General features: G+C 50.0%; 20 protein-coding genes and 1 pseudogene. 13 read left to right on the top strand and 8 right to left on the bottom strand.

Annotation, left to right across the window (positions count from 1 at the left end; all coding sequences use genetic code 11):
- Window positions 1–107 precede the first annotated feature (107 nt).
- Window positions 108–1,118: a PD40 domain-containing protein gene (locus BTV99_RS11825; RefSeq protein WP_075102568.1), complete on the bottom strand. Its 1,011-nt coding sequence runs from the start codon at window positions 1,116–1,118 to the stop codon at window positions 108–110.
- A gap of 158 nt (window positions 1,119–1,276) precedes the next feature.
- Window positions 1,277–1,765, bottom strand: a complete 489-nt coding sequence (locus tag BTV99_RS11830; RefSeq protein WP_075102569.1) for an META domain-containing protein — start codon at window positions 1,763–1,765, stop codon at window positions 1,277–1,279.
- Window positions 1,766–2,281: 516 nt separating this feature from the next.
- Between BTV99_RS11830 and map the strand changes: the two genes are divergently transcribed.
- Window positions 2,282–3,073, top strand: coding sequence for a type I methionyl aminopeptidase (gene map, locus BTV99_RS11835; RefSeq protein ID WP_372046643.1), 792 nt, complete (start codon window positions 2,282–2,284; stop codon window positions 3,071–3,073).
- A 96-nt stretch (window positions 3,074–3,169) separates the two neighbouring features.
- Entirely contained in the window at window positions 3,170–5,926 is a 2,757-nt protein-coding gene (gene glnD / locus BTV99_RS11840) for a [protein-PII] uridylyltransferase (protein ID WP_075102571.1), read from the top strand.
- 100 nt (window positions 5,927–6,026) lie between these two features.
- Here glnD and BTV99_RS11845 read toward each other — a convergent pair whose 3' ends face one another.
- Entirely contained in the window at window positions 6,027–6,695 is a 669-nt protein-coding gene (locus BTV99_RS11845; RefSeq protein ID WP_075102572.1) for a hypothetical protein, read from the bottom strand.
- A 189-nt stretch (window positions 6,696–6,884) separates the two neighbouring features.
- Between BTV99_RS11845 and dapC the strand changes: the two genes are divergently transcribed.
- The 6 genes from dapC to BTV99_RS11875 all read left to right on the top strand — a co-directional run bounded on the left by dapC (window position 6,885) and on the right by BTV99_RS11875 (window position 14,421).
- Window positions 6,885–8,105, top strand: a complete 1,221-nt coding sequence (dapC, locus tag BTV99_RS11850) for a succinyldiaminopimelate transaminase (protein ID WP_075102573.1) — start codon at window positions 6,885–6,887, stop codon at window positions 8,103–8,105.
- A gap of 176 nt (window positions 8,106–8,281) precedes the next feature.
- A complete protein-coding gene (locus BTV99_RS11855) occupies window positions 8,282–10,219 on the top strand; it encodes a DUF294 nucleotidyltransferase-like domain-containing protein (protein WP_075102574.1) in 1,938 nt (645 codons plus the stop codon).
- Window positions 10,220–10,252: 33 nt separating this feature from the next.
- Complete coding sequence (locus tag BTV99_RS11860) at window positions 10,253–10,858, top strand: 3'-5' exonuclease (protein ID WP_075102575.1); 606 nt, start codon at window positions 10,253–10,255, stop codon at window positions 10,856–10,858.
- Window positions 10,859–11,025: 167 nt separating this feature from the next.
- Window positions 11,026–13,035, top strand: a complete 2,010-nt coding sequence (locus BTV99_RS11865; protein ID WP_256713786.1) for a D-alanyl-D-alanine carboxypeptidase/D-alanyl-D-alanine-endopeptidase — start codon at window positions 11,026–11,028, stop codon at window positions 13,033–13,035.
- 38 nt (window positions 13,036–13,073) lie between these two features.
- Window positions 13,074–13,589, top strand: a complete 516-nt coding sequence (locus BTV99_RS11870) for an ABZJ_00895 family protein (protein WP_075102576.1) — start codon at window positions 13,074–13,076, stop codon at window positions 13,587–13,589.
- Between the two features lie 298 nt (window positions 13,590–13,887).
- The gene (locus BTV99_RS11875; protein ID WP_075102577.1) at window positions 13,888–14,421 is read left to right on the top strand and encodes a DUF421 domain-containing protein; all 534 of its coding nucleotides are present in this window, start codon (window positions 13,888–13,890) and stop codon (window positions 14,419–14,421) included.
- 47 nt (window positions 14,422–14,468) lie between these two features.
- Here BTV99_RS11875 and BTV99_RS11880 read toward each other — a convergent pair whose 3' ends face one another.
- Window positions 14,469–14,915 (bottom strand): DUF2147 domain-containing protein, encoded by a 447-nt coding sequence (locus BTV99_RS11880; protein WP_075102578.1) that lies wholly within the window; start codon window positions 14,913–14,915, stop codon window positions 14,469–14,471.
- Between the two features lie 215 nt (window positions 14,916–15,130).
- Between BTV99_RS11880 and rlmH the strand changes: the two genes are divergently transcribed.
- Together rlmH and BTV99_RS11890 are read left to right on the top strand one after the other, a co-directional pair.
- Entirely contained in the window at window positions 15,131–15,619 is a 489-nt protein-coding gene (gene rlmH / locus BTV99_RS11885) for a 23S rRNA (pseudouridine(1915)-N(3))-methyltransferase RlmH (RefSeq protein WP_075102579.1), read from the top strand.
- Between the two features lie 83 nt (window positions 15,620–15,702).
- Entirely contained in the window at window positions 15,703–16,593 is an 891-nt protein-coding gene (locus tag BTV99_RS11890; RefSeq protein ID WP_083608644.1) for a class III extradiol ring-cleavage dioxygenase, read from the top strand.
- Window positions 16,594–16,644: 51 nt separating this feature from the next.
- Here the strand turns inward: BTV99_RS11890 and BTV99_RS11895 are convergent, their stop codons facing one another.
- Together BTV99_RS11895 and BTV99_RS11900 are read right to left on the bottom strand one after the other, a co-directional pair.
- Window positions 16,645–18,138: an amidase gene (locus tag BTV99_RS11895; protein ID WP_075102580.1), complete on the bottom strand. Its 1,494-nt coding sequence runs from the start codon at window positions 18,136–18,138 to the stop codon at window positions 16,645–16,647.
- A gap of 257 nt (window positions 18,139–18,395) precedes the next feature.
- A complete protein-coding gene (locus tag BTV99_RS11900; protein ID WP_075102581.1) occupies window positions 18,396–21,656 on the bottom strand; it encodes a DNA translocase FtsK 4TM domain-containing protein in 3,261 nt (1,086 codons plus the stop codon).
- 538 nt (window positions 21,657–22,194) lie between these two features.
- Here BTV99_RS11900 and trxB point away from each other — a divergent pair.
- The 3 genes from trxB to BTV99_RS11915 are packed head-to-tail and all read left to right on the top strand — an operon-like array spanning window position 22,195 to window position 24,471.
- A complete protein-coding gene (gene trxB / locus BTV99_RS11905; protein WP_075102582.1) occupies window positions 22,195–23,217 on the top strand; it encodes a thioredoxin-disulfide reductase in 1,023 nt (340 codons plus the stop codon).
- Complete coding sequence (gene aat, locus BTV99_RS11910) at window positions 23,218–24,012, top strand: leucyl/phenylalanyl-tRNA--protein transferase (protein WP_083608645.1); 795 nt, start codon at window positions 23,218–23,220, stop codon at window positions 24,010–24,012.
- Between the two features lie 21 nt (window positions 24,013–24,033).
- Entirely contained in the window at window positions 24,034–24,471 is a 438-nt protein-coding gene (locus tag BTV99_RS11915) for a MerR family transcriptional regulator (RefSeq protein ID WP_075102583.1), read from the top strand.
- Window positions 24,472–24,533: 62 nt separating this feature from the next.
- On the opposite strand, the gene rimI is transcribed toward BTV99_RS11915, so the two are convergent.
- Complete coding sequence (rimI, locus tag BTV99_RS11920) at window positions 24,534–25,034, bottom strand: ribosomal protein S18-alanine N-acetyltransferase (RefSeq protein ID WP_075102584.1); 501 nt, start codon at window positions 25,032–25,034, stop codon at window positions 24,534–24,536.
- Between the two features lie 121 nt (window positions 25,035–25,155).
- Window positions 25,156–25,223 (bottom strand): annotated as a pseudogene (locus BTV99_RS13330) (elongation factor Tu); the annotation flags it as partial.

Below are 25,223 nucleotides of genomic sequence, written 5' to 3' on the forward strand. Positions count from 1 at the left end.
CAAACGCACACTCCTTATCCTACAACCAAACCGGCTATTGCAACCGACTTATGTTTCGTTATTACCGATTATACCTATTTATCAGGTTCAACATACAACTTTTGTCGTCAACGCCCCCAAACTGGCGAGCGTATCACCCCGCCATCTTGGCTGCTGATGGTATAGCTTGGATGGTCAGACAGCGAGTGAATCACCACATGACTGCGCTGCGAGCCGTCTACATCTGGCGCATACGCTGGATAAACGGCGTACGTACCCGAAGGCGACAGACGCGCTGGCTCATCGAGCCCCGTATCTGCCAAATTGAGCACGTGCCCAGTCGCCAGCGTCATCACCGCAGCCTTGCGACCATTGAGATACGCCAGATGCCGTCCATCCATACTCAGCTGCGGACTGGCAGCATAGCCAGCGGTGGTAATAGGCGCAGCCGTCTGGGTGGCAAAGTAATAACGATACAGACGAGGACTGCCTGCACGTACTTTGTCACTGACATAGACAAAGCTCTGAGCATCAGGCGCATAGCTTGGCTGCACTTCGGTACTGGGTAACGTCGTCAGCTGGCGGGTGTCGCCATCACTGAGGCGCTTTTTATAAATATCTGCATTGCCAGCGACCGTTGAGCTATATAGCAGATGATGGCCATCTGGTGAAAACGAGGCAGACAGATTGCTCCCTTGCGCATTGACCACTAGGTCATGCGTATCGCGGTTACGGTCATGGATATAGATATTTGGGTGCTGGTTTGGCGCTTGTTTGCTATAGGCGAGCTGTTGACCATCAGCTGACCACGCTGGGGCGTAGATATAGCCATTGATTTGATCGATCAATCGCCGATCGCGACCATCAGGCGCGATGCTGTATAAACGGGAGATTTTAGCCGCGCCGACGCCTTGCTCTTCCACATAAGCGATACGCCCCTGCCGATCGATGGTAGGCATGGACATGATGAGGGGATGAGTAGCAGTGGTGGTAGCTGATGGACTGGGTGCGGTAGTTAAGAGCGTCTGACAGCCAGTAACCAACATACCTAAACTTGCCAGACTGAGGACTAGTAATTGCTTTTTTGTCGCGATACTCATGGGCGGCATGACTCTGATGATGGGCGAAGGTGAGGACATGCCCTAGTGTAGCCTAAATGCGCGCGCCATTTGGATAAAAAAACGCCCCACTAAATAGTGAGGCATCGATGATGTTATGTAATAAATACTAGGGCCTATCGACAGTTATGTGTAAGACAGACCCTAGACCAGCAGTATATTATTTCACAACTGCTATCTTATTTCGCAACCGCTTTAAAGTACGCCACTTGCTTGTCGTTTTTGATGGTCAACACAGGTACGTTATTAGCGTTTTTGTTGATGCTGTATTTGCCATTGACCGTTGCAAGCGTTGCAGTATCAAAGCTCGCTTGTGGCTCAGGGCATGCCATCATCGTGCTCAGTACGTTGTCTAGCTGGACATTGCCATTGACGACACTGTATTCTGCGCCCATGTTGTTGCAGGTATTGACAAAGGTCACGCGATCGTTGCCATTGGCTTTAGCAAATCTTAAGATCAAAGGCTTTGCTGGGTCAAAAAACAACTGTGTGACTTTGTCGCCGTTGGTGCGTTTGGCATCGACGAGCTGCCAGTTATACGCCTGTAGAGCTTCTGCAGTGACGGGCTGAGTCACTGGGGCGGTGACGTTTGGGGTGGTTTGACAACCTGCCGCTAGCGTGCCTGCTGCAAGAGTCGCCGCCATCATGATGTTGGTGATATTTTTCATACAATCTCCTATAAAAATAAAATAAACCTGTTCGGTTTTGTTTGTAGACATGCTTGTTTTTTGGTTATTATTCTTATTTACGTCGCTATTATGCATGACTTATGCCTTACTGTCATTATAGATTGAGTGGCGTCTTTCGCTCAGTTTTGTTCCACTATATAGGCATTTTGCTAACGGCTCTTGTCAGTCCGATGATTACCTGCTAGCGCGCTATTGGCTTGAGAGTCAATCCTTGTCCTCAGTAATGTATCTGTTTTATTTAGAATCGACTATATTGACCTTTACGCAATGTATGGCTGATGCACCATGCCGCCTTTGTGCGCTAAGTGGTTCTTTATAAATCAAGTATGAAATATAAAGCGAGCATGAAGTATAAACCAAGTATGAAACGTCATGGATGATTTGCTGGCAGCAAACTTATCAGACACTCTCCCAAAAACGCGCCTACTTCATTTATGATATAATTTGTCTACCACAAATTTACCCCTTTATTTCATAACTATAAGTAACACAATGATGACTAAAAAATCCCTTATCCAGTCCCCAGAGGCCATAGAAAAAATGCGTGTGGCCGGCAAACTTGCCAGCGACGTCCTTGTCATGCTCGACGAACATGTCAAGGTCGGCGTCAGTACCGAAGCCCTCAACCAAATCGCTCATGACTATATCGTCAATGTGCAACAGGCCATCCCTGCTCCGCTGAACTACAATGGCTTTCCTAAGTCTATTTGTACATCCGTCAACCACGTGGTGTGTCATGGTATCCCTAGCGAAAACAAACTGCTAAAAGATGGTGATATCATCAACATCGATGTGACTGTGATTAAAGACGGCTACTACGGCGACACCTCAAAGATGTGGATCGTCGGTAACGGCTCTATCATGGCGCAGCGTATCTGCAAAGTCGCACAAGACGCGCTATATGCTGGCATGAGTGTCGTCAAAAACGGCGCGCGTCTCGGCGATGTCGGTGCGGCGATTCAAGAAGTGGTCGAGCCTGAGCGTTTTAGTATTGTCCGTGAGTTTTGTGGTCATGGCATCAGTGATGAATTCCATCACGAGCCACAAGTGATGCACTACGGCAAAAAAGGCACAGGCTTTGAGCTAAAGACGGGTATGACCTTTACCATTGAGCCGATGATCAACCAAGGCACATGGCAGACCAAGATTTTGCCTGATGAATGGACGGCGATTACCAAAGACCGTAAGCTGTCGGCTCAGTGGGAGCATACGATGGTCGTGACCGACAATGGCTGTGAAGTGTTTACCACGCGCCCTGAAGAAGACCTGAGCTTTTTGACCCAGTAAGACAAGAAAAGATCGCCTAGGCGGTCTTTTTTTTGGACTATAATTGCGATACTTTTGGTATCAACAATTTTTTTACCCTGTTAATTGGATATCCTCATGTTTACTTGCGATGTCACCTCTATCGATTTGACACCCTTACCCCTATTTTCCAAGCAGTCAGTGACTACCGATGCGATGACATCACGCGCCAGCGCCGATAGCACCTCAGAGCCTGCTTTATTGGGTATTCCTGAATGGCTGAGCCAAATCAATGAGGATATCAGCCGTGCCCTTGAGCGCGGTGTCAATATTCGTCAGCTGGTTGGCGCGCGTAGCGAGGCGATTGATGAGCTGCTGACTGCTTTGTTTTATTGGTTTGAGCTGGATAAGACGGATTTGGCCCTGTTTGCGACAGGTGGCTATGGACGCGGTGAGCTGTCGCTGTACTCAGATGTCGACATACTGCTGTTGTCGTTTGAGGAAGTCGACACCGATGCCAGCGGCAAGATCGACAATCTGGTGGCGCTACTGTGGGATGTCGGCCTTGAGCCTGCGTTGTCGGTACGCAGCGTCGATGATGGCCTAGAAGCTGCTGCCGATCATACTATCGCCAGTGCGATGTTAGAGGCGCGGCTACTGGTCGGCAACGACGCTTTACAAGATGTTCCCACCCAAATCGTCAATAAATGCTGGTCGCCGCGTGATTTTTTTGAGGTAAAAATCCAAGAAGCAATGGCGCGCCATCTCCAGCACAATGCCACCGAATATAATCTGGAGCCCAATATCAAGACCGCGCCTGGCGGGCTACGGGATATCCATATCATCGGCTGGGTGACCAAACGGTATTTTCGCGTGGGCAAGCTCTATGACTTGGTACAACAAAACTTTTTGACCGAAAAAGAGTTTGACGAGTTAAGCTTCGCTGAGGGCTATCTGTGGCAAATCCGTCATTATCTACATGTGCTCACAGGCCGCAATGAAAACAAGCTGTTGTTTGACTATCAGCGCGAGGTCGCGCAGATGATGGGGTATGAGATGCAGCCTGATGATCAGCCCAATGCTGCTGTCGAGCGTTTTATGCGCGACTATTATCGCTGCGCCATGCAAATATCGACACTCTCTGAGATGTTGACCAACCACTACTATGAGACCATCATAGAGCCCAACCTGCCTGATGACGAACGGCCAAAAAAGCACCTCATCAACGCCCGCTTTAACCAAGTCGGTGACCAAATCGCGATGGCGCATCATCGGGTGTTTGCTCAGCATCCTGAGTCGATTTTAGAGATGTTTTTACTCATGGGTCAGTACGGTATTAAAAATGTCCGTACCCACACGCTGCGCGCACTAAAAATCGCCGCGCGCGGCATTGATCAGATTTATCGCGACAACCCTACCCATCAAGCGCTGTTTTTGGCCAACTTAAAAGAACAAAACTATTTGTTCCATCGTCTGCGCACCATGAACCGCTATGGCGTCTTGGGGAATTATATTCCAGCCTTTGCCCAAGTCACCGGACTGATGCAGTATGATCTATTTCACCGCTATACGGTCGATGCTCATACGTTGTTTTTGATTCGTATTTTGCACCGCTTTACCGATCCGCGGTTTTTTGAGGACTTTCCTTTGGTCAGTGCGATTTTTCAGCGGATTGAGCGCAAAGAGATATTGGTACTGGCAGCGATGTTTCATGATATTGCCAAAGGTCGCGGCGGCAATCACAGCCTGCTGGGTGAGACAGAAGCGATTGAGTTTTGTTTGGCGCACGGTATGAGCAAAGCCGACGCGCATCTGGTCGGCTGGCTGACCCGTCACCATTTACTGATGTCGATGACCGCCCAAAAAAAGGACATCTCAGATCCAGAGGTGGTCACAGTGTTTGCGGATTTGGTCGGCAATGTCACCCACCTCAATCATTTATACGTCCTGACTGTCGCCGACATGAACGCCACCAATCCGCAGCTCTGGAACAGCTGGCGGGCGACCCTGATGAAACAGCTCTACTCGCAGACACGCCGTATCCTACGCGCTGATATCGACGCCCCGACCAATCGCCAAGATATGATCAGCGCTACGCGTAAACAAGCGCTAAAGATGCTCGACAATGTCGACAATCAGCATATGAATCGCGAGGAAGTGTTACGTCTTTGGGACGATCTGGGCGATGAGTACTTTTTGCGCGAGATACCAGAGGATATCTTTTGGCACACCGAAGCCATCCTAAACCATCCGCCCATCGGTCTGGCATCTAATGCCGATAGCCCGCCACTGGTGGTATTGCGCGAGCATCGTGAGCTGGCGCTTGATGCCGTTCAGGTCTTTGTCTACACCCAAGATCAGATGAATCTGTTTGCTGTGACCATGGCCGTCTTTGATCAGATGAACCTAGATGTGCTCGATGCGCGCATCATCACCGCCACTCGCGACTTTGCCTTGGACTCCTATGTGCTGCTCGATCCGAGTGGTACGTTACTGGTCGATGAAGACAGCCAGCAAGAGCTCAAGCAGCGACTGATTGACGCCTTCAAAGCCCCTGCCTTACCAAAGCTGGTGCATAAACGCATCCCTAGGCAGCTGCGCCATTTTGAGGTAAAAACGGAGATTAGCTTTGAGTTTAATGACGCCTCAGATCAGCATATCATGAGCCTAGAGACTTTAGATCAGCCAGGGCTGCTGGCGCGCGTTGGACAAGTGTTTTTGCAAGAAAAAATAGAAGTGCACGCTGCTCGTATTACCACGTTAGGCGAGCGCGCAGAAGATATGTTTTATATCAGTGATCAAAACGATGAGCCGCTGTCCGCTGATAGGCTAAGCGCCTTAAAAACTGCGCTGCTTGCCAGCCTGACAGCTCCAAAAGACACGAGTAGAGGATAAAGCGGCCAGCCTAAAAGCTATCGTAAACCCTGTTACTGTTACGTAAAGACAAGCCCCATCATTGATAATACATTGATGGGGCTTATCGCTATAGCGTCACTTATAAGGTGCTTTTATATACCATCTCACGAGCATGCTCTTTTAGCTCATCATCGGCCAGCTCTAGTGGCAAAACCTCCGCCTCCACTTGCGTCTGCGTCAATATCAAGCGCCCCGCATCGACTTCTTTTTGTAGCAAGCATTGTAAGCTGGCTAAATGAAAGCGCCCATCTAACGCCTCATACATCTGCTCTAACGAAATAGGCGATTTGGCATGCACATCAGGGTACAGACAGTCTTCTGCCAGTATCGCCATCTCATTGAGCACCTGATCGCGGAGTAGCTCGTCATTATCGATTTTTTGTTGCAACTTGTTGGCGAGTCGCCCCTTACTCATCAAGATGACGACAAATATCGCCGTCTGAATGACAAACAACCCCACATACTGCCAGAGCGGTAGCGAGAGGTCTAAAAATCGGCTCAGCAGCATTAGCATCATAGCCACCAGCACATAGCTGACCAGCTGCCACATCAGCCACATCATCAGGCTGTTTTCGCCATACCAAAACACCTGCCGCTCTTTTAGGTTAATCAAATTCTGACGCGTCTGCCACCAGCACTGCTCGCGCTCTTGTAGCAGCTCGTATAATTTGACACGCGTTACACTATTATCAACGTCATTGTTGATATCTTTAGCGTGAAGTTGGTCATTATTTAGGACACTAGACATATCAAATTACCCTTACTATCAGCCAACATATCGCGCCGACCGCTGTTTTTTATTATGAAAAGTTATCAATAAATGCATCTTTATAGACAAGAGAAGCAAAAGACAAAAAATATAAGAAGTGCTACACTGCTCAAATGTAATTTTTTTTTATAACTTTATTATTAATTGTCTATTATAGTTATCCTACCTATGAATCACAACTTAACACACCTGCATCCGTATCCTTTTGCCAAGATGGCTGCTTTGTTGGCTGATAGCACACCAGACCCCCGTTACAGTGCGATAAAGCTAGGCATCGGTGAGCCAAAACATCAGCCACCGAGCTTCGTCTTGGACGCATTACACGAAAACTTGGACAAAATAAGCCTTTATCCGACCACCAATGGTCTGTTTGAGCTTCGTCAGACCATCGCGCATTGGTTGGAGGGGCGGTTCTTTTTGCATCATGTCGATCCTCGCACCCAAGTGCTCCCTGTGATGGGCACGCGTGAAGCGATTTTTAGCATTGTACAAGCGGTCGTCGATCATCGGTGTGATGACGCACAACCGGCAACTGGCGCACCCCCGACTGTCATCATGCCCAATCCGTTTTATCAGATCTATGAGGGTGCGGCAATATTGGCGCAGGCGACGCCGTACTTTGTGCCTTGTACTGCGGAGAATAATTTTAAGGGTAACTATCGGGCAGTGCCAACAGATGTGTGGGCGCGCACGCAGCTACTTTTTGTCTGTAGCCCCAACAACCCGACAGGCTCGGTGATGACAATGGAGGATTGGGAATATCTGCTGCGCTTGTCAGATCAGTATGGGTTTATCATTGCCAGCGACGAGTGCTATAGCGAGCTATATTTTGATACAGCACCGATAGGTCTGCTACAAGCGTGCGCCGCGCTCGGGCGACATGATTTTAAAAACAGTATCGTCTTTCACTCGTTATCCAAGCGCTCCAACCTACCGGGCTTACGCTCAGGGTTTGTCGCTGGCGACGCTAAGATTTTGCAGGCCTATTTGCAATATCGCACCTATCAAGGCTGTGCGATGCCAATACCGCATCAGCTGGCCTCTATCGCCGCGTGGCAAGACGAAAAACACGTGGCGCACAACCGCGCGCTGTATCAAGAAAAATTTGCGCTATGGATGGCAGAGCTTGGCGATGTGTTATCGCTACGTATGCCTGAGGCTGGCTTTTACTTTTGGGTCAAAGTCCCTGAGCAGTTCGATGGCGATGATGAAGTCTTTGTCAAAGCGCTGTATGAGCAGGCCAATATCCACGCCTTAGCAGGGCGCTATCTGTCGCGTGAGGTCGCTGGACACAACCCCGGTCAGGGCTATGTGCGTATCGCGCTGGTGGCCAGTGTAGAAGAAAGCCGCGAAGCCATCCGCCGTATTCGGGCGTTACTTGAGGTGTAAAACCGGCAAGCAGACCCATTCTCCTTAGCCTGAGTAATACACAGACAGAGCGGCCGTTTGTATAGCCATCAACACCCTTTAATAACCATGATAGGATGCTGGTTATTAAAGGTTTTTTGGTTAAATAGTGCTATAGTAAAATAGACTGTCGCAACGATGCCATCAAGGATGATGCCATGCCCCATCTTGATTTTACCCAGCCGCCTTTTGATGTGCTGAGCTTGGCTGAGCGCCAAAGCATCAGAAAACACACCAAAATCCGCTACCTTGCCAAAGACGAAAGCCTACCTGCAGACGAGATGTCATACTTATATGTGGTCATCAAAGGCCAGATTGAGCAGTTATTGGCAGGTCATTTTGTCGCGGCCTACTTGGGTAGTAATCACTCAGATGAGCCCAATAACAACGACTGGTTTGACAGCCGCCGCTTGCCTGAGTCCTCCAACACGCAGCTGACGGACGAAGACAGACAACGTTATCAGTTTCGCGCCACCGAGGACACGTTACTACTACAAGTCAAAGGTGCAGCGGTCGATAAAATCAGCGCACAAAATCATCTGGTGCGGCAAATGCTCTCTGACAAACTACCTGAGCGGCTAAAAGCCCTGCAGCAGCGCCGCAATCATAAACCTGCTGTCCATGCCGCTTACGATGATCAGCAAGAAGTACAGCAGATCATGCTGCAGCCGGTCATCGATGTCCGTTTACTGCCTGTACATATCGTCGATGCTGATACCAGCTTATATGAAGCGGCGCGCACGATGACAGATGCTGGATTAAAGCACGTACTGGTGCGAGCACCTACGCATCGACTGGCCATCGCAAACGCACAACATGGCATCGATGCGACACTGGGTATCTTGACCGATAGCGATATTTGCCGCGCGGTCAGTGAGCAGCGAGACCTTACCACCACGCCATGCCAGCGTTATGCTAACTTTAATCTACGTACCATCAAGGCGAGCGATGAGATCGGTGATGCGCTGCTGACCATGACGCGTTACCGTATTCATCGCTTGCCTGTCATCAATCACCATGGTGCGGTAGCAGGTGTGCTTGGCCAAAGCGACATGCTCGCGCATATCAGCCACCACTCGCAGCTCATCAGTATTCAAATCGAGCAAGCCCAAGATTTTGGCAGTTTGGGCACAGCCGTCGAGAGGATAGGACGCTATATCCGTGCCCAGCATCAAAACGGGGTAAAAATCGGTAACATCAGCCGCATGGTACAGACCTTGAACGCTCAGGTATTTACCAAGCTATGGCAACTGCTCGTCCCTGATGAGGTGATGAGTCACACCTGTCTTATCGTCATGGGCTCCGAGGGCCGCGGCGAGCAAATCATGCGCACCGACCAAGACAATGCACTTATCATCCGTGATGGCTATACTCATCCGGATTTGCCGCAGTTTGCGGCGCGCTTTAATGAGCAGCTGGCGCGACTTGGCTATCCGCTATGTGACGGCAATATCATGATGACCAACCCGATGTGGCGACAGCCATTACAACAGTTTAATGCTCAAATCAGCTCATGGTTTAAAAACACCGATCCCATGCACGCCATCTACTTGTCTGCCATTCTCGATGGCGAATATGTCTGCGGTGATGAGACGCTCTTGCAGCACGTTCGTCAGCACCTCAAGGCCGCGCATCGACGCTCAGACCCTATGTTTGTGCGCCAGTTTGCGCGGGCAGCGCTACAGTTTGGTGATATCAATCAATGGTGGCAAAAGTTTGTACCATTATTAGCAGGTAAAAGCGCCTCGCAAAATATCGATCTAAAAAAAGCAGGGATTTTTCCGTTAGTACACGGTATTCGCGCCCTCGCTCTAGAAAACGATATCTTGGCCGTCCCTAGCAGTAAAAACCGCCTAAAGGCCTTGGTCAAGGTGGGCGCATTGACCCAAGAGCGGGCTGACACATTGTTAGAGGCGCTGGAGTTTTTTATGGCGCAGCGGCTCTCTGTGGCGCTCTCAACCGATGATAAACATGCACGGCAGGTCAACCCCATGACGCTAACCGCGCTTGAGCGTGATTTATTAAAAGAGTGTTTGGCCGTTGTCAAAAGCTTTAAAAACCAGCTGCGGCAGCATTATCAATTAGAGATTGCCTAGAGCGGCGCAAACAGCAAAGATAGAGTACAGAATATGAGCTGGCTGACCCAACTATCATGCAAATGGCAAAAAATGCAGCTGCAGCGGCCTGAGCTGGTGGCGATGTTTGATCAACCTGCCGCTGAGCGCTGGGTGGCGCTCGACTGTGAGATGACGGGACTAAACCCCAAAAAGCACCACCTACTATCGGTGGCCGCGATTCATATCGATAGCTCTAGCATCGATACGGGCAATGGCATCCATCTGGTCTGTCGCCCGCCCGTCATGCCTGACCGCGACACCATCGTAATCCATGGACTACGTACCGCTGATGTCAAGTATGGTATGAGCTATGATGAGATGCTGGCGCGGCTACTGCCCTTTATCGGTAACCGTCCGATTGTGGGGTTTTGTCCGCAGATCGACATGGGGTTTTTAAACCCATTGGTAAAAGATTACATGGGCACCACCTTGCCCAATAAAATCATCGATATTCGGCACTTATACAGTCGGCGTATGAGTGGTCAAACCCAAGGGCTCTCCAGCCAAGCGCAGCAGCTGACCAACATCTTAGCGCATTATCAGATTCCTGATTTGGGTGCGCATGATGCCTATAATGATGCCACCATGACTGCCATGGCGTTTTTGCATGTGCGCTAGAGCGTGCCATCAGCTATCGCCGATACGGCAAGACCCTACAGAAAATAAATACCCTGCATGAATGCGCGAGACTAATACATACCCTGGATAATCAACACGCCCCATCTACGCGAAAAGCGGAACTCATGATACCATAGGCTGTTTTTGCCACCTGATGAATGATACTCATGCAATCCACTTCTACCCCCCATTATCATGACAAGCCTTCTGCCTTTGATACGCCGACGCACGCTGCGGTTGCACCGTTACGACCGCATCGACTTGGCAGGCACTTGGTCAGACAAGCATTATTGGCCACTGCGCTGACGGCACCGCTTGTTGCCCAAGCGGCGCTGCCAGAGGCCATCCAAACCGCCTTGTCACGGGCAGATTTGAGCGACGCCGACATCAGTATCGTCATCACGCCAGTGGGCGACAAAAACGCCAGTCACTTACCAGCGCCTATCAAAGTCACCGACAGCCAGCATCCAGCAGAGCGCTCAAACAACGCTGCCAGTTATCAAAGCACGCTTGTGACGATAGAAAAACAAACCATTCAAAAGCATGAGCGGCAGCTACACGCTTATACCGACGACCCTTCTACTTATCAAAGCTTAGAGAGCATTCCCACCCTACCGTCAGAGGCCAAGTGGCCAAATACCAAGATGCAAACAAGCCAAGACAGTAGCACCAACGATAGTAGCGTCAATGACGGCGCGGGTGTCGAGCAAAAAAGCACCGCACATACAACGACCAAGATAGCTTTTTCACCCTTACTGAGTCATCAAGCTCAGGTAGCGCGCACCCCTGCCAGCACCATGAAGCTGGTGCCGAGCTTTATCGCGCTAGATACACTTGGGGCGGATTTTGTCTGGCATACCCGCGTCTATCATACTGGCGTGATTATCGGCGAGCGCCTGTATGGCGACTTGGTGCTACAAGGCAGCGGCGACCCAAAAATGACGCATGAGCGCCTACAGCAGCTGCTCTATCACGTGCAAGCCTCAGGTATTCGTCATATCGACGGTGATATCATCGTCGACAGCACAGTGTTTGATAAGGTGAGCAAAGACCCTGCCGCCTTTGACAACGCACCATTGCGTCCTTATAACGCAAGCCCTGATGGTTTTTTGGTCAATTTTAGTACCATCAGTATCAAAAGCCATCCGCTGGACACTGACCGCGCGCGACTCACCTACACGCCGCAGCTGGCCGATTATCGACTGCCCACCACCATAGCCACTCGCTCAGCAAGCTGTGGACAGGCGCGCTATAGCCTTGCGCCAGTATGGCAAGCCAGCCAGCTGGTGTTTCATCAAAACTTGCCAAATAGCTGCCAAGAGCACGCATTTTATGTGGCTTATCCTGATGCCAAAGACTTTGCCGCGCGGGTAATAAAGGCCAAATGGCAATCACTGGGCAATACCCTGACAGGCGATGTGCTCAGCCGCGAGACGCCTTATAATGCGTCATCTCATAAACAGCCAAAAACAGGCTTGCGCGCGCTACCGATGTCACCGCTGCCACAGGTCAGCTATCCGTCGTTAAACTTGGCTCAGCAAATCCACGACATCAACCATTTTTCAAACAACGTCATGACTGAGCAAGTGGCATTATCCATTGCCGCTTACGCCCCGCCATCTGAAATTAAGACGACCGCGGCTGACACTGCTACACCCACTCAGACTGCCATTAGCAAGCCAAAAGGACAAGAAAAAGCAGAAGGCAACAAGACGAGTCTCTATCAGTTTGGCAAACCTGCAACCACTAACTATCCGGTAGCCCTACAGACCATCAACCAGTGGTGGCAACACCACCTAGACACGCCTGCGCCGTATCTGACCAACGGCTCAGGCCTGTGCCGTGACTGCACGATCACCGCGGCCAACCTAAACGAGCTGCTAACCTACGCCTACGATCACCCAAGTTTTGACGCTTATGTCAACTCGCTCGGTATCGCTGGTGTCAGTGGCACCATTGGCGCGCACAGTGCCCGCTTGCCTGAGTCAGCCGCCATTGGCCGCGCTTGGATTAAGACAGGTACGCTCAACAACGTTACCTCCATGGCAGGCTATGTCAAAGGCCTATCGGGGCAAGACTATGTGGTCGTGGGTATCATCAATAGCGAGCAAGCGCTCAATGCTTATACGGCAAGACCCGTACTCGATGCGATGCTGGACTGGACCGCGCAGCACTAATACGGTGACTCTCTTTTTTATCTGAATAAGGCGCGCTTATGTCACGCAAAACCACCAATCTCAATAAACCCAGCCCCGCTACCGACCCTCACGGACTGGCCACGACACGCGCGAGCACTCAGCCTCAGCTGCCGCCATACATTGTATACTTTGCGATCGGTTATGTACTGGCCAGTGCCCTATTTATGCTGATTCAGACCAAACTGGCATTAAATGCACAGCTGGTCACCGTCCTATCCATCATCCTTGCCGCCTATATCGCAGTCAGCAAGTTTGTTAAACATCAGCAGCGCGCTCTTTACAAAGACGAAATAAACCGCTTGATGCTGGGCGGTATCATGGTCGTCTGGCTATTGACGGGGCTGTATTTTTTAGCGTTATGGTTTTTGCTTTTTGACGATATCAACCGTGAGGTTTTGCTGGCGATGGCCAAGCAGCAGCCATTACCCTTACTCTCTGCGCTAGTGATGATCGTGGTGCTGTCACTGGTCAGCGCGCGCATCAGCATCTGGGCATTTAACCGCCTACTCGATCCTGCGCCCAAAACCCTATAAGACGCTCTAAAACCCTAAATGACCCGACAGGACTCTGTTCACTTAAAGCACGATGACATGCTGAGCCTACGCCGATAGATGCTATGCAAAATAAATACCCGTAAAATATGACGGCGTGGCACATGCTATCTTGCCTGTCAGTTTATTTAGTATTGACTATATGAGTGACTTAAAAAAACGCTGACTATACACGGTGCTACAAAGTTTTTTTCTATTGCTGAACAAAATCCGTTAGGCTAAGGTAAACGCCTACTGTATTAAGCGACTTGCTTTGGTATTTTCAATAGGAGCTAGCTTTATGGACATGTTTTTTTTTGACAATATAGACAAGCTTGGCCGTATCGTGTTGACGAGCGTCATGGTGTACGTCTTAATCGTACTGGTGACCAAAGTCTCAGGCAAACGCTCCACCTCGCAGCTCAACAACTTCGATTGGATCGTCACGGTGATGATCGGGTCTCTGGGTGCCAGCACCATCTTGCTCAAAGACGTTCCGTTTATCGAAGGGGTCTCCTCGATATTGGTGCTTTATCTGTTGCAGTTTTTGGTCACCAAATACGCCTCGGTATCACCGCAGTTTAGCAACTTTATTTTATCAGAGCCGCGTATCGTCTTTTATCAAGGCCAGTTTTTGCCAGATGCCATGCGGTCTGAGCGCCTGACCCGTCAAGAGATAGAATGTGCGATGCGCTCTCAAGGTATTAACAGCTTTGATGATGTCGAAGCGGTGGTCTTTGAGTCTGACGCCAAGCTGACCATTATCCCCAAACCTACAGATGACACGCACGGCAAAGAAAACACTATCTCGCAAACCATTAAGCCTTTGATGTGAGGGGTTTTGAAGTGACTGATTTTGAGATGACTAATGCAGTAAGCATTCTATTTGATGCGTTGCCACGTCTGTGAGCGGCCAAACAATGGCGTGCCGACATAACCGCGCAGATCAAGACTTTGACCATTGTCACTTAAGGTGATTTTTCCTGAATACACTTTGCCAGACTCAGGATCGACCAACTTACCGTCGCTCCATTGGTTGTTGCCCTCTGCCTTGAGACCGGTCAAAATCTGCAAGCCTTCCACTGGCTGGTTTTTAAGATTACCAGGACATTTAGTACAGACGGCTTTGGCTTTTTCTTTATTAAGCACTTTAATAATTTTACCTGAGACCTTACCACCTCTTTCATCTAGCTGAATGATGGCTTTTTTCTCCCCTGTCTTATCATCGATGGTCTGCCACTGCGTGCCATCTAATGAGGCCGCTTGCGCAGATAGGGACAATAAGGCTCCTGCCATAAGAGTGAGCGTACTGGCTGTAATACGGTTCATAAACGACTCCTTTCGTTAAAAACGGTCTACCTGAATGTGTAGTCACATAAGTGAGAACTAAAAAACAAATAAAAAGAACAACTGTTTGTCAAACGCTAGTAAAGCACAAAAAAATGCGAGGTAAAAGGCTTGTTTGTTACAATATCTTAAGCGTAGAATTCTTTTGTTACATTCTCTTTTGTTATATTTTTTTAATTATCGAAGTGGTACATCATATGAAGGTAAGAATCTTGACCGTGGGCACTAAGATGCCAAAATGGGTACAAACTGGTTTTGATGAGTACTTTAAACGTATTCAGCCCATGCTCAGTACTGAGATTGTCGAGATAGCGGCAGCAAAACGAGCAAAAAACCCTTCTGAAGCCAACCTCGCTCAGTACCGCGAGCAAGAAGGACAAGCCATATTGGCCGCTCACCAAGCATCCAGCCGCGAGCAACTATGGGTGCTAGATGTCAAAGGTAAAATGCTCTCGACAGAAGGGCTGGCAGAAAAGCTAGCAGACTCGATGCAGCAAGGCGATGATATCGCACTGGTCATTGGCGGCGCTGATGGCGTGTCGCCAGAAGTGTTGGCAAAGGCCGATGTTAAATGGTCACTATCGGCGCTGACACTGCCGCATCCACTGGTACGCGTGGTATTGATGGAGCAGCTCTACCGCGCCATGAGCATCAATCACAACCACCCCTATCATCGTGGCAACTAAATACTCACAAGACAGATCAGGCTTTTGGTAGGATAACAGTCAGGCAGGATTGAAATATCGCTGCAAGCCCTAATAAACGCTACATGACTCATCCAAAAAACACAGCACCTACTGCTACTACGCCGAGCGCCGAGCAGCAACCATCAGGCAGCCACACGTCAGCGCCCATTAGTGCCGCTGATGCGTGGCCCGATACCTCTACTCTCTCTAAGCACGCAAAGCTGCCTGCGCTATTTGTCTCGCACGGCGCGCCAAGCCTAGCCACAGAGCAGTCAGCGACGACCAGTGCCTTAGCGCGTACCGGCCAAAACCTGCCTGTGCCGCGTGCCATCATTATTATGTCGGCCCATTGGCAATCAGCAAAGCTTGAGATCAGCAGCAACCCTCAGCCAAAGACCTGGCATGATTTTTCTGGGTTTGGCGCTGAGCTGTATGAGATACAATACCCTGCCGCAGGTCATCCGCTGCTTGCCGAGTCACTTGCGCAGCAGCTCACCGCGCGCGGTATTACCTGCAGACTAAACCCCATGCGCGCCTCCGATCACGGCGTCTGGGCGCCGCTCACGCATCTGTATCCAGAGGCCACTATCCCGATCGTACAGATTTCTTTGCCGCAGCATTATGACAGTGTCGCCTGCTATCAGTTAGGGGCGCAGCTGGCGCGTTTGCGTGATGAGCAGATACTGATCATCGGTTCAGGCAATATCACTCATAACTTGCAAGCCTTGCGCTGGGAGGCGGACAGCATCGATCAGAGCGCCAATAGCTTTAAAACATGGCTGCTCAAGCAGCTCAAAACCGACATTCCAAGCGCTCTTGACTGGCAGCGTTATCCCAATTATAAAGACATCCATCCCAGTGATGAGCATCTGTTGCCGCTGTTTTTTGCTTTGGGTGCCGGCCAGCGCGTCTCAGTGGTACATCAAAGTATGGCGCACCATAGCTTAGGCATGGATATTTATCGCTTCGACTAATAAGGTGTCTTAGCTGCTGCGTTTTGACGACGTTGTTTTGAATAGCTTAAGCTACCTCTCAAACGCTGACTTCGTAAACAGCCCTGCACGCTCCATCTCACCTGCGATACTCAACAGCGTCGCCTCATCATTCATCCGTCCAATCAGCTGCATACCAATCGGCAAGCCTTTTTTGCTCATGCCGACCGGCAATGACATCGCGGGCAAACCTGTGACATTGCCTAGTAAGGTAAAAGCCATCTTACTCAGCACAGGCTGGCTCAGCTTTTCTATCATGCCTGAGCTAAAGGCGTATTTCCCCATATCTATGCCTTTATTGAGCAGCTCTGCGCTACGCATCAGCATCTCATCCATACGGCTAGGCGGTAGTACGCCATGCTTGACCGCTGGTGTCGGTACGGTCGGACACAAGATCATGTCGTACTCTTCTAGTAATAAGCCTGTCTGATATTGACTGTGATGCCAGCCGTGTTTGGCATGCGCCAAGTCTACCGCTGATAATGAACGACCCAAAAGCGCCATATTGTAGGTTTGCGGCTCTAGTTTTTTGATATGCTGCGGCCCAAAATCACGCTCGATATTATCAATGGTAAATGCTGTATGGGCGCACACCACAACCATAAAATCATGCCAAAACTGCTCGATATTGATGTTAGGCTCAGCAGGCACCACGCGATGCCCCATGGCCTCTAACTGCTTGGCGGTTTGTTCAAGGACCGCCAGTACTTCCTTGTCCACCACCGTACCTGCAATCAGTGGTTGCTGATGTAGCGCAATGGTCAACTGCCGCGGTGCGCGCATCGCAGCCTGCAAAAACGACCCCTCTGGCGGCGCAATGATAAAGGGCGCGCCAATCTCAGCGCCACTGGTGGCATCGAGCATCGCGGCACTATCGCGAACGGAGCGGGTAATCACATGATCGGCGACAGCGCCTTCCCAGCCCTCCCCAAATGTCGGACCCATTGGGTTACGGCCACGGCTGGGCTTTAAGCCAAACACGCCGCACCACGCCGCAGGAAAGCGTATCGAGCCGCCACCATCACCGGCGCCTGCCATCGGTACAATACCACTTGCCACTGCCGCTGCACTACCGCCTGAGGAGCCGCCAGCACTATAGCCTTTTTTAAAGGGATTATGCGTTGCGCCATGCGCCTTGGGCTCGGTGGTGATGATCAGCCCAAACTCAGGGGTATTGGTCTTGCCAAAGGTATTGACGCCAGCGGCTTTCATACGCTTGACGATTTCGCTGTCATTTTCTGAGACAATATTGACACTACGGCTGCCCATCGTGACAGGCTCTCCCTCAAAGCTAAATGACAAATCTTTGAGCAAATAAGGCACACCTGTAAACGCGCCTGCCGGTAGGCCTTGCGCCGCTGCGTGATAGGCACGCTCATCAAAACGATGAATGATGGCATTTAGCTTGGGATTGAGCTTATTGGCTTGATAGACAGCCGCATCCAGCAGCTCTCTGGCGCTGACCTCTCCGGCATTGACCAATGCCGCTAGCGCTATCGCATCATACTGGGTGTATTCTTTAAACATAACCGAGCTTCCTTGTTCTTAAGTTATTGATCACTTTTAGTATATCGGTTTCATCGCTTCAATAGTAACCACCTTATCGACACTGCTGTGTTCACGTCATACCAGACCATGAATTTATGCTTGATGCTAATACCTATCACTGTGCCGCTTTATGCGGTCAGCTTTGCCAATAACATGACTGCGCTACAAACGCTCATAAAAAAAGCGAGCTACTTACTGTAACTCGCTTTTTATCACTCAATCAAACTCACTGTTCATCACATCAACAACTCACGCTTGCCGCTTTTGCCCATCGAGCTGACCAGCCCAGCCTCCTCCATGGAGTCGACAATACGAGCGGCGCGGTTATAACCGATGCTAAATTTACGCTGAATACTAGAGGCAGATACTTTGCGCGTTTCCATGATAAAGGCGACCGCCTCATCGTATAGGTCGTCGTCTTCACCCGATGCATTGCCAGTACTACCGCCGCCAGGGCTGGATAGCTCAAAGTTCCCCGCCATGTTGTCAATATAGTCGGGTGCGCCGCGCTCACGCCATGCGTCACAGACACGGTTGACCTCTTCGTCACTGACGTAAGCGCCATGCACACGATCCGGCTCAATCTGTCCTGGTCCTAAAAACAACATATCACCGTTGCCCAGCATATCCTCTGCGCCGCCGCTATCCAAGATGGTACGCGAATCGACCTTTGAGTTCACACGGAGGGCGGCTCGCACTGGAATATTGGCTTTGATCAAACCGGTAATGACGTCGACTGACGGGCGCTGAGTGGCGAGCATCAAATGAATACCAGCCGCGCGTGACTTTTGTGCCAACCGCGTGATCAGCTCTTCGGCCTGTTTACCGACCTGCATAATCATATCAGCAAACTCATCTGCGACAATCACAATCATCGGTAATGTCTTGAGCTTAGGCGCTTGGCTCATACTGACGCTGTCGTTGGGTCGCCATAGCGGATCGATGATAGGATTGCCTGCTTTTTCGGCGGCGACGACTTTTTTGTTAAACTCGCCCAGCTTACGTACCTTGAGCAGACTCATGAGCTGATAGCGGCGCTCCATCTCCGCCACGCACCATGATAGGCTACTGGCCGCTTCGGTCATGTCGGTGACCACTGGCGTCAGTAGATGCGGGATATCATTGTAGTTGGCAAGCTCAAGCTGCTTTGGGTCAATCAAGATCAGGCGCAGCTCATTGGGGGTATATTTGAGGAGCATCGACAGTAGCATAGAGTTGACCAGTACCGACTTACCAGAGCCTGTGGTACCGGCGACCAGCATGTGCGGCGCACGAGCAAGATCGGTGATAATCGGATTGCCACCGATATCTTTACCCATCGCCATGCTGATTTGCGCTTTAGGGTCTTTGTATGTTTCCGTATTGAGCAGCTCAATCAGACGCACCATTTCGCGTTTTTTATTGGGTACTTCGATACCGATATAAGGCTTGCCTGGTATCACCTCGACCACACGCAAAGACGCCATCGATAGCGAGCGCGCCAAGTCTCGCGAGATACCTGTGACTTTACTGGCTTTGACGCCTGGTGCCAACTCTACCTCAAAACGGGTCACCACCGGCCCTGGTATGGCATTCACCACGCTTGCTTTGACATTGAACTCCTGCAGCTTAATCTCTAATAATTCAGATAACTGCTCAAGCTCTGCGACGGTATAGCTGGGCTTACGGTCAGGGTCTGGCTTGTCCAAGATAGACATCTCAGGTATCGGCGTAAGGCTATTGCGATATGCCGCTGTTTGCATTGAACGTGATTTTTTACTAAATGCGGCATCGTCACTGATATCTGGCATGACAGCTGCAACTGTCTCTGCATCATCATCTGGCATCATATCGGTGATATGATTGCTACTATCTCCCTCTGGTACCGCAAAGCTCACCGCAGGCTTGGTAGGTGTTTCTGGTGTCAGCGCCTCCACTGTTGGTGCTTGTTTGGGGTTGGCTGGCGGCGTGTTGGTCGGAGTCATATCCGCGGTATCTGCGGTAGCGGTAGCGACCTCTGATGAGATAGGCTCTACAGCAGAGGGTTGCGTGGTAGACGCCGAGCTGAATGATGGCTCGACAGGCTCTACCTCTGAGCTATGTGATACGTTTGCTTCTCTTGCCTCTGCCGCTGGTCTACCAGCTGCCTGACTCTCCATAGATACGGAGCTGGGCGCGGCAGCATCTGGCGTTGGTGCATCATGTACGACGTCATCGACTGCTGCAGTAGCAGGGGTGAGCGTCTCTGCGTGTTCTGCCAGCCATGCCTCAGCCAAGGTATCGATATCGTCAGTTGCCGTATCATCAGTATCGGGAGTCTCTATGGCTTGTGCCACAGAAGTCGCCTCATTATCTAGCGTTTCATCACTATTATCATAAGAGGCGGATACGGTAGATGCCGTCTCAGAGATATCGTCGGTCGTATCTGCAACATAGCTATCGTCAGCATGGTAGTGCGCCTGCTCACTGGCCAACAAATCCTCCACCGTGCTTGCATCATTCCATGCAAAGCTTGGCTCTACTTTGCGAGTCATCACAGGGGTGGCCGCCGCGACTGCATCGCTGGCACTGACCGCGCCACTTTTGGCAGCGGCTACGGGGCTTTGCGGCTCGGCGCTCGACTGCGTCGGCATGGCAGGCGACGCTACGCTGTCAGGCGATGTAGTCGCTTTTGCAGCTTGTGTCGCTGCAGCCACCGAGGCTTTGACACTATCAGCCAGTCCTGATGTGGTCAAAAACTCGGACAACACATTGCCAAATCGGCCACTTTTATCCGCAGACTCTGCACCATCCGTAGCATCAGCAGTGGGCAGTTCTAATGCTAGCTGCTCGTGCTCTGATGCTGCTGGTGTTTTGAGCGCCTGTTGGTCATCACTGTACCCAGCAGCGCTGTACTGCTTGCTCGCTTGCTCATCAGCGGTCGCCTCTTTGTTTTTGACCCCTGAGCCAAGCCAAGCCAGCGCGGTGATTTTTTGATAAATGCTCAGCCAGTGAATATTAAACGCAAAGGTTGCAGTGATGGTGACAAACACGGTCAAAAACACCACACTCCCCCACTGCGATAATAGCTGCGCCAAACGGGCTTGAAGCTCAAGGCCGATGATACCGCCCGCCACGCCTTCTAGTTCAGTAGCCACAGGATCTGCAACCTGCTGCACCAGCGCGACCAATTGGGCAAACAGCGCACTGGCACTTAATAACAAAAACACATAAGCGACCAAGCGCATCAGCCAAAATGTTGGCTTATTGTCCCACCAAATCAAAATGGACTCATAGACCATAAACGCCAGTAGCCACCACGCGCCAAAACCAAAAAACCGATACAGCAAATCTGACAACCATGCACCAGTTTTACCGCCCATATTGTTGATCGTGGTCATATCGCTGCTGATATGCGACCAGCTAGGGTCATTACCCGTATACGTCATCAAAATGACAAACAGATAAACGGTCAGTATTAACCCAAGCAGGGTAAATATTCCTTTTTTTAAATACTCAATTAGCGGTGCTGATATCACGTAAGATCTGCCTTGTTAATAATACTAAATGGTCGCCAACCCATGATTAACGCTAACCATGCTGGCATAAAGTGCTGACATAAACGGTACCGATCAACCTGTACCAAGATACCGAGCGCAGCGGCAATGGCTACTTGTATAAAACGATTATAAGCGCGGTTATCAGAATAGATGACAAGATTACTTAGCCCTTACTGCGCTTGGCATAACTTCTTATAATAACAAATACATAGGGACAGTGGCGACAGTCTTCTTAAGAAAATAAAACAATACACCTTTATCATCACCATTACACCGGATTTGATAAAGACTTGGCCGATTAGCGCCTACCTTTAGCGCCCTAAAATTCAAGGGTTTGATGCTTTGATTGTAATGATACCCATGTTTGCTTTAGCAAACTTGCACTTTTTGCCAACTGCCCTTATGTTATTATCACATAGCAATTAGAAGAAGCATATTTGTAGTCATTTTTGATATTCGTCTTTTATTATATTTATAACTTACATTTTTAATTCGTATATTTAGCAAGGAACAACTCATGGCAACTGACACTACTGCCCCACGTCACGAAAAGCTCATTATTTTAGGCTCAGGCCCTGCCGGTTATGCCGCGGCTGTCTATGCGGCGCGCGCCAACCTAAAGCCTGTCATGATCACGGGTATGGAAGTTGGCGGACAGCTGACCACCACCACAGGAGTTGATAACTGGCCAGGCGATGCGTACGATTTGACTGGGCCTGCGTTGATGGAACGTATGAAGACGCATGCTGAGCGTTTCGGTACCGAGCTGGTCTATGATCATATCAATGACGTCAATCTAAACGAACGTCCGTTTCAATTGACCGGTAATAATGGCAGCTACACGTGTGATGCGCTTATCATCTCAACAGGCGCTTCGGCGCAGTATTTGGGCTTGGAGTCAGAGAGCAAATTTAGAGGTCTTGGCGTATCTGCTTGTGCTACTTGTGACGGTTTCTTTTATAAAGGCCAAAAAGTCGCCGTCATCGGCGGCGGCAATACCGCGGTCGAAGAAGCTTTATACCTATCAAACATCGCCTCTGAGGTGACCTTGGTGCATCGCCGCGACAGCTTGCGCTCCGAGAAAATCCTGCAAGACAAGCTGTTTGAAAAAGCCAAAAACGGTAATGTCAAAATAGAATGGAACCATCAGGTCCGTAAGGTCGTCGGTGATGACATGGGTGTCAATGGCGTGGTGATCGAATCTACCGTCGATGGCAGCACCAAAACCCTAGATGTCATGGGTATGTTTGTGGCGATTGGTCATAAGCCAAATACCGACTTGTTCAAAGGTCAGCTAGATATGAAAGACGGCTATCTTGTCGTCAATAGTGGCCTAAATGGTAACGCCACCCAGACCAGTGTCGAAGGGGTATTTGCGGCAGGTGATGTCGCCGATCACGTCTACCGTCAAGCCATTACTTCAGCAGGTACCGGCTGTATGGCCGCCCTTGATGCAGAAAAATATCTCGATGCCATCGGTGAGGCAGATGCTTCTGACCATACCTACGCCTCGACATTGACTGCTGATAAAGAAGCCTAAATGAGTCACCTTTGGCAACAAAACCATAATCCCATCACGCCTGAGACCCTAAAAAGTCTTGGGCGTTATGACTTTCCCGACCCCGCCACCATCGACCCTGATGGCATCGGCATTGTGGCGCTGGGTGGTGATTTGGCCTCCGAAACGCTCATCTCTGCTTATGCGCAGGGGCTGTTTCCTTGGTTTAATGAAGACGAGCCTACCGCGTGGTGGTGCCCTGAGCCGCGCTGCGTCATGGTGCCGGCTGAGTATATACCCAGTAAGTCATTGCGTCGTCAGGCCAAAAAAGAGCGCTGGCAACTCACCCTCAATCAAGCGTTTGACGAAGTCATCCATGCTTGTAGCTTACCGCGTAGCAATGGTCTGCCTGAAGGCGAGCATACTTGGATTCATCAAGAGATGATCGACGCTTATAGCAAGCTACACGCCCAAGGCTTTGCCCATAGCATCGAGGTATGGGACGAAACCAACACACTGATCGGGGGACTTTATGGTCTAAAGCTGAGCGGTATTTATTTTGGAGAATCGATGTTTCACCGTGCGTCAAACGCATCCAAGATGGCGTTTTGGGGTTTAATGCGTTTATGCGAGCAAAGTCAGGTTGCACTGGTCGATTGCCAATTGCCAAACGAGCACCTCATGAGCTTGGGCGCCACCACTTTACCTCGTGCTGACTTTTTGCATCAGTTAGATAGCTTGATCGTAAGTGGCGCTGAGCATTGGCACAGTGACTCCCACCAACCGCTAGCAGTCTCACTGCTTGATACAGCACACCCTTGGCAAAGCGGCAAATAGCGCCCCACTTTTGAGATTATTATGGCACTTGATACCTCATTTTTGTTAATTGGAAAACTGGCTGCCAAAGCCAATACCACCAAAGACACGGTCCGTCACTATGACCAGCTAGGCCTGCTCAGATCGCGCAAGCGTCAGGCAGGCTCACGGCTATATACTGAGTTTCATCCTGAATGTGTTGAACGTATTGAGCTGATAAAAAGCGCGCAAGCCATCGGTTTTACGCTCACCGAAATCAGAGACAGCCTCAATGATTATTATGATGGCCAATTAGACATCGACCTACAATTACTCCTCACACAGCAAAAACTGGCACAAGTAAAAAAACAACAAGCCAATATCAATGTCATGGTTGAGCTGCTCACCGAGCGCATCGAGGTGCTTGAGCGCATGAGAGCAGACAGTGACTACAAACCCAACGTCGACGTTTGCAAAAGAAAAACCCCCGCAGACCTGTAAGGCTGCATTGCTAAACGAGCGCATTACATATCATCTACCCATCATTTAAAATCATGAACCAATCATTTAAAATCACTATAAGTCAGCTGCATGATCAGGGCATCGACAGCGGGCTTCTGGGTTAGCTGGTAATAGTTTTTACGCTGATGAATTATCTCAAAGCCTTGCTGCTTATATAACGCAATCGCAGGTGTGTTGTCCGCTCGCACCTCTAATAGCAGGCTCTCTACTTGTTTATCTCTCAGCGCTAGGTGCAACTGCGCAAAAATTTGCGACGCAATCCCGCGGCGCTGATAATCAGGATGAGTGCCAATGCGTAAAATCTCTGCTTGTTCAAAGACGCTTTGATACAAGCAGTAACCTTGCACGACTGCAGCCGACTCTGCTAACCCTGCTGACTCATAAGCGATCAGTAGATGGACACTGTCTTGCTCAAACAAATCAATCATCGCCTGATACGACCACGCATCCTGCGGCTGGACGATAGACTCGATAGCAGCTACCGCTTGCACCACTTCCCTAAAGTTTTGAGTGTCTTTTGACAAATTATGTATTACAGTCATGCCGCCCCCTTTTTAATAAACCCTCATAACCCCTACAGCTCCCACAAAAAAAGCCACCCTATAAAGGATGGCTTTTCACTACTCAATACTCGGTGTCAGCTTGCGCTGAGATCAGTATCGCTTAGTTTTTAACGTTAGCTACCACACCAGCACCTACCGTACGGCCACCTTCACGGATAGCGAAACGTA

This window comes from Psychrobacter sp. Rd 27.2, from assembly GCF_001921755.1.
GTDB lineage: Bacteria > Pseudomonadota > Gammaproteobacteria > Pseudomonadales > Moraxellaceae > Psychrobacter > Psychrobacter celer.

What these genes read in the sequence shown, in the direction of transcription:
- BTV99_RS11855 (WP_075102574.1), top strand. Translation starts at nt 8,282, where the DNA reads ATGCCCCATCTTGATTTTACCCAGCCGCCTTTTGATGTGCTGAGCTTG.
- BTV99_RS11890 (WP_083608644.1), top strand. Translation starts at nt 15,703, where the DNA reads ATGACTCATCCAAAAAACACAGCACCTACTGCTACTACGCCGAGCGCC.
- aat (WP_083608645.1), top strand. Translation starts at nt 23,218, where the DNA reads ATGAGTCACCTTTGGCAACAAAACCATAATCCCATCACGCCTGAGACC.
- glnD (WP_075102571.1), top strand. Translation starts at nt 3,170, where the DNA reads ATGTTTACTTGCGATGTCACCTCTATCGATTTGACACCCTTACCCCTA.
- BTV99_RS11880 (WP_075102578.1), bottom strand. Translation starts at nt 14,915, where the DNA reads ATGAACCGTATTACAGCCAGTACGCTCACTCTTATGGCAGGAGCCTTA.
- BTV99_RS11875 (WP_075102577.1), top strand. Translation starts at nt 13,888, where the DNA reads ATGGACATGTTTTTTTTTGACAATATAGACAAGCTTGGCCGTATCGTG.
- BTV99_RS11830 (WP_075102569.1), bottom strand. Translation starts at nt 1,765, where the DNA reads ATGAAAAATATCACCAACATCATGATGGCGGCGACTCTTGCAGCAGGC.
- trxB (WP_075102582.1), top strand. Translation starts at nt 22,195, where the DNA reads ATGGCAACTGACACTACTGCCCCACGTCACGAAAAGCTCATTATTTTA.
- BTV99_RS11825 (WP_075102568.1), bottom strand. Translation starts at nt 1,118, where the DNA reads ATGTCCTCACCTTCGCCCATCATCAGAGTCATGCCGCCCATGAGTATC.
- BTV99_RS11860 (WP_075102575.1), top strand. Translation starts at nt 10,253, where the DNA reads ATGAGCTGGCTGACCCAACTATCATGCAAATGGCAAAAAATGCAGCTG.
- rlmH (WP_075102579.1), top strand. Translation starts at nt 15,131, where the DNA reads ATGAAGGTAAGAATCTTGACCGTGGGCACTAAGATGCCAAAATGGGTA.
- BTV99_RS11895 (WP_075102580.1), bottom strand. Translation starts at nt 18,138, where the DNA reads ATGTTTAAAGAATACACCCAGTATGATGCGATAGCGCTAGCGGCATTG.
- map (WP_372046643.1), top strand. Translation starts at nt 2,282, where the DNA reads ATGACTAAAAAATCCCTTATCCAGTCCCCAGAGGCCATAGAAAAAATG.
- BTV99_RS11915 (WP_075102583.1), top strand. Translation starts at nt 24,034, where the DNA reads ATGGCACTTGATACCTCATTTTTGTTAATTGGAAAACTGGCTGCCAAA.
- BTV99_RS11845 (WP_075102572.1), bottom strand. Translation starts at nt 6,695, where the DNA reads ATGTCTAGTGTCCTAAATAATGACCAACTTCACGCTAAAGATATCAAC.
- BTV99_RS11865 (WP_256713786.1), top strand. Translation starts at nt 11,026, where the DNA reads ATGCAATCCACTTCTACCCCCCATTATCATGACAAGCCTTCTGCCTTT.
- dapC (WP_075102573.1), top strand. Translation starts at nt 6,885, where the DNA reads ATGAATCACAACTTAACACACCTGCATCCGTATCCTTTTGCCAAGATG.
- BTV99_RS11870 (WP_075102576.1), top strand. Translation starts at nt 13,074, where the DNA reads ATGTCACGCAAAACCACCAATCTCAATAAACCCAGCCCCGCTACCGAC.
- rimI (WP_075102584.1), bottom strand. Translation starts at nt 25,034, where the DNA reads ATGACTGTAATACATAATTTGTCAAAAGACACTCAAAACTTTAGGGAA.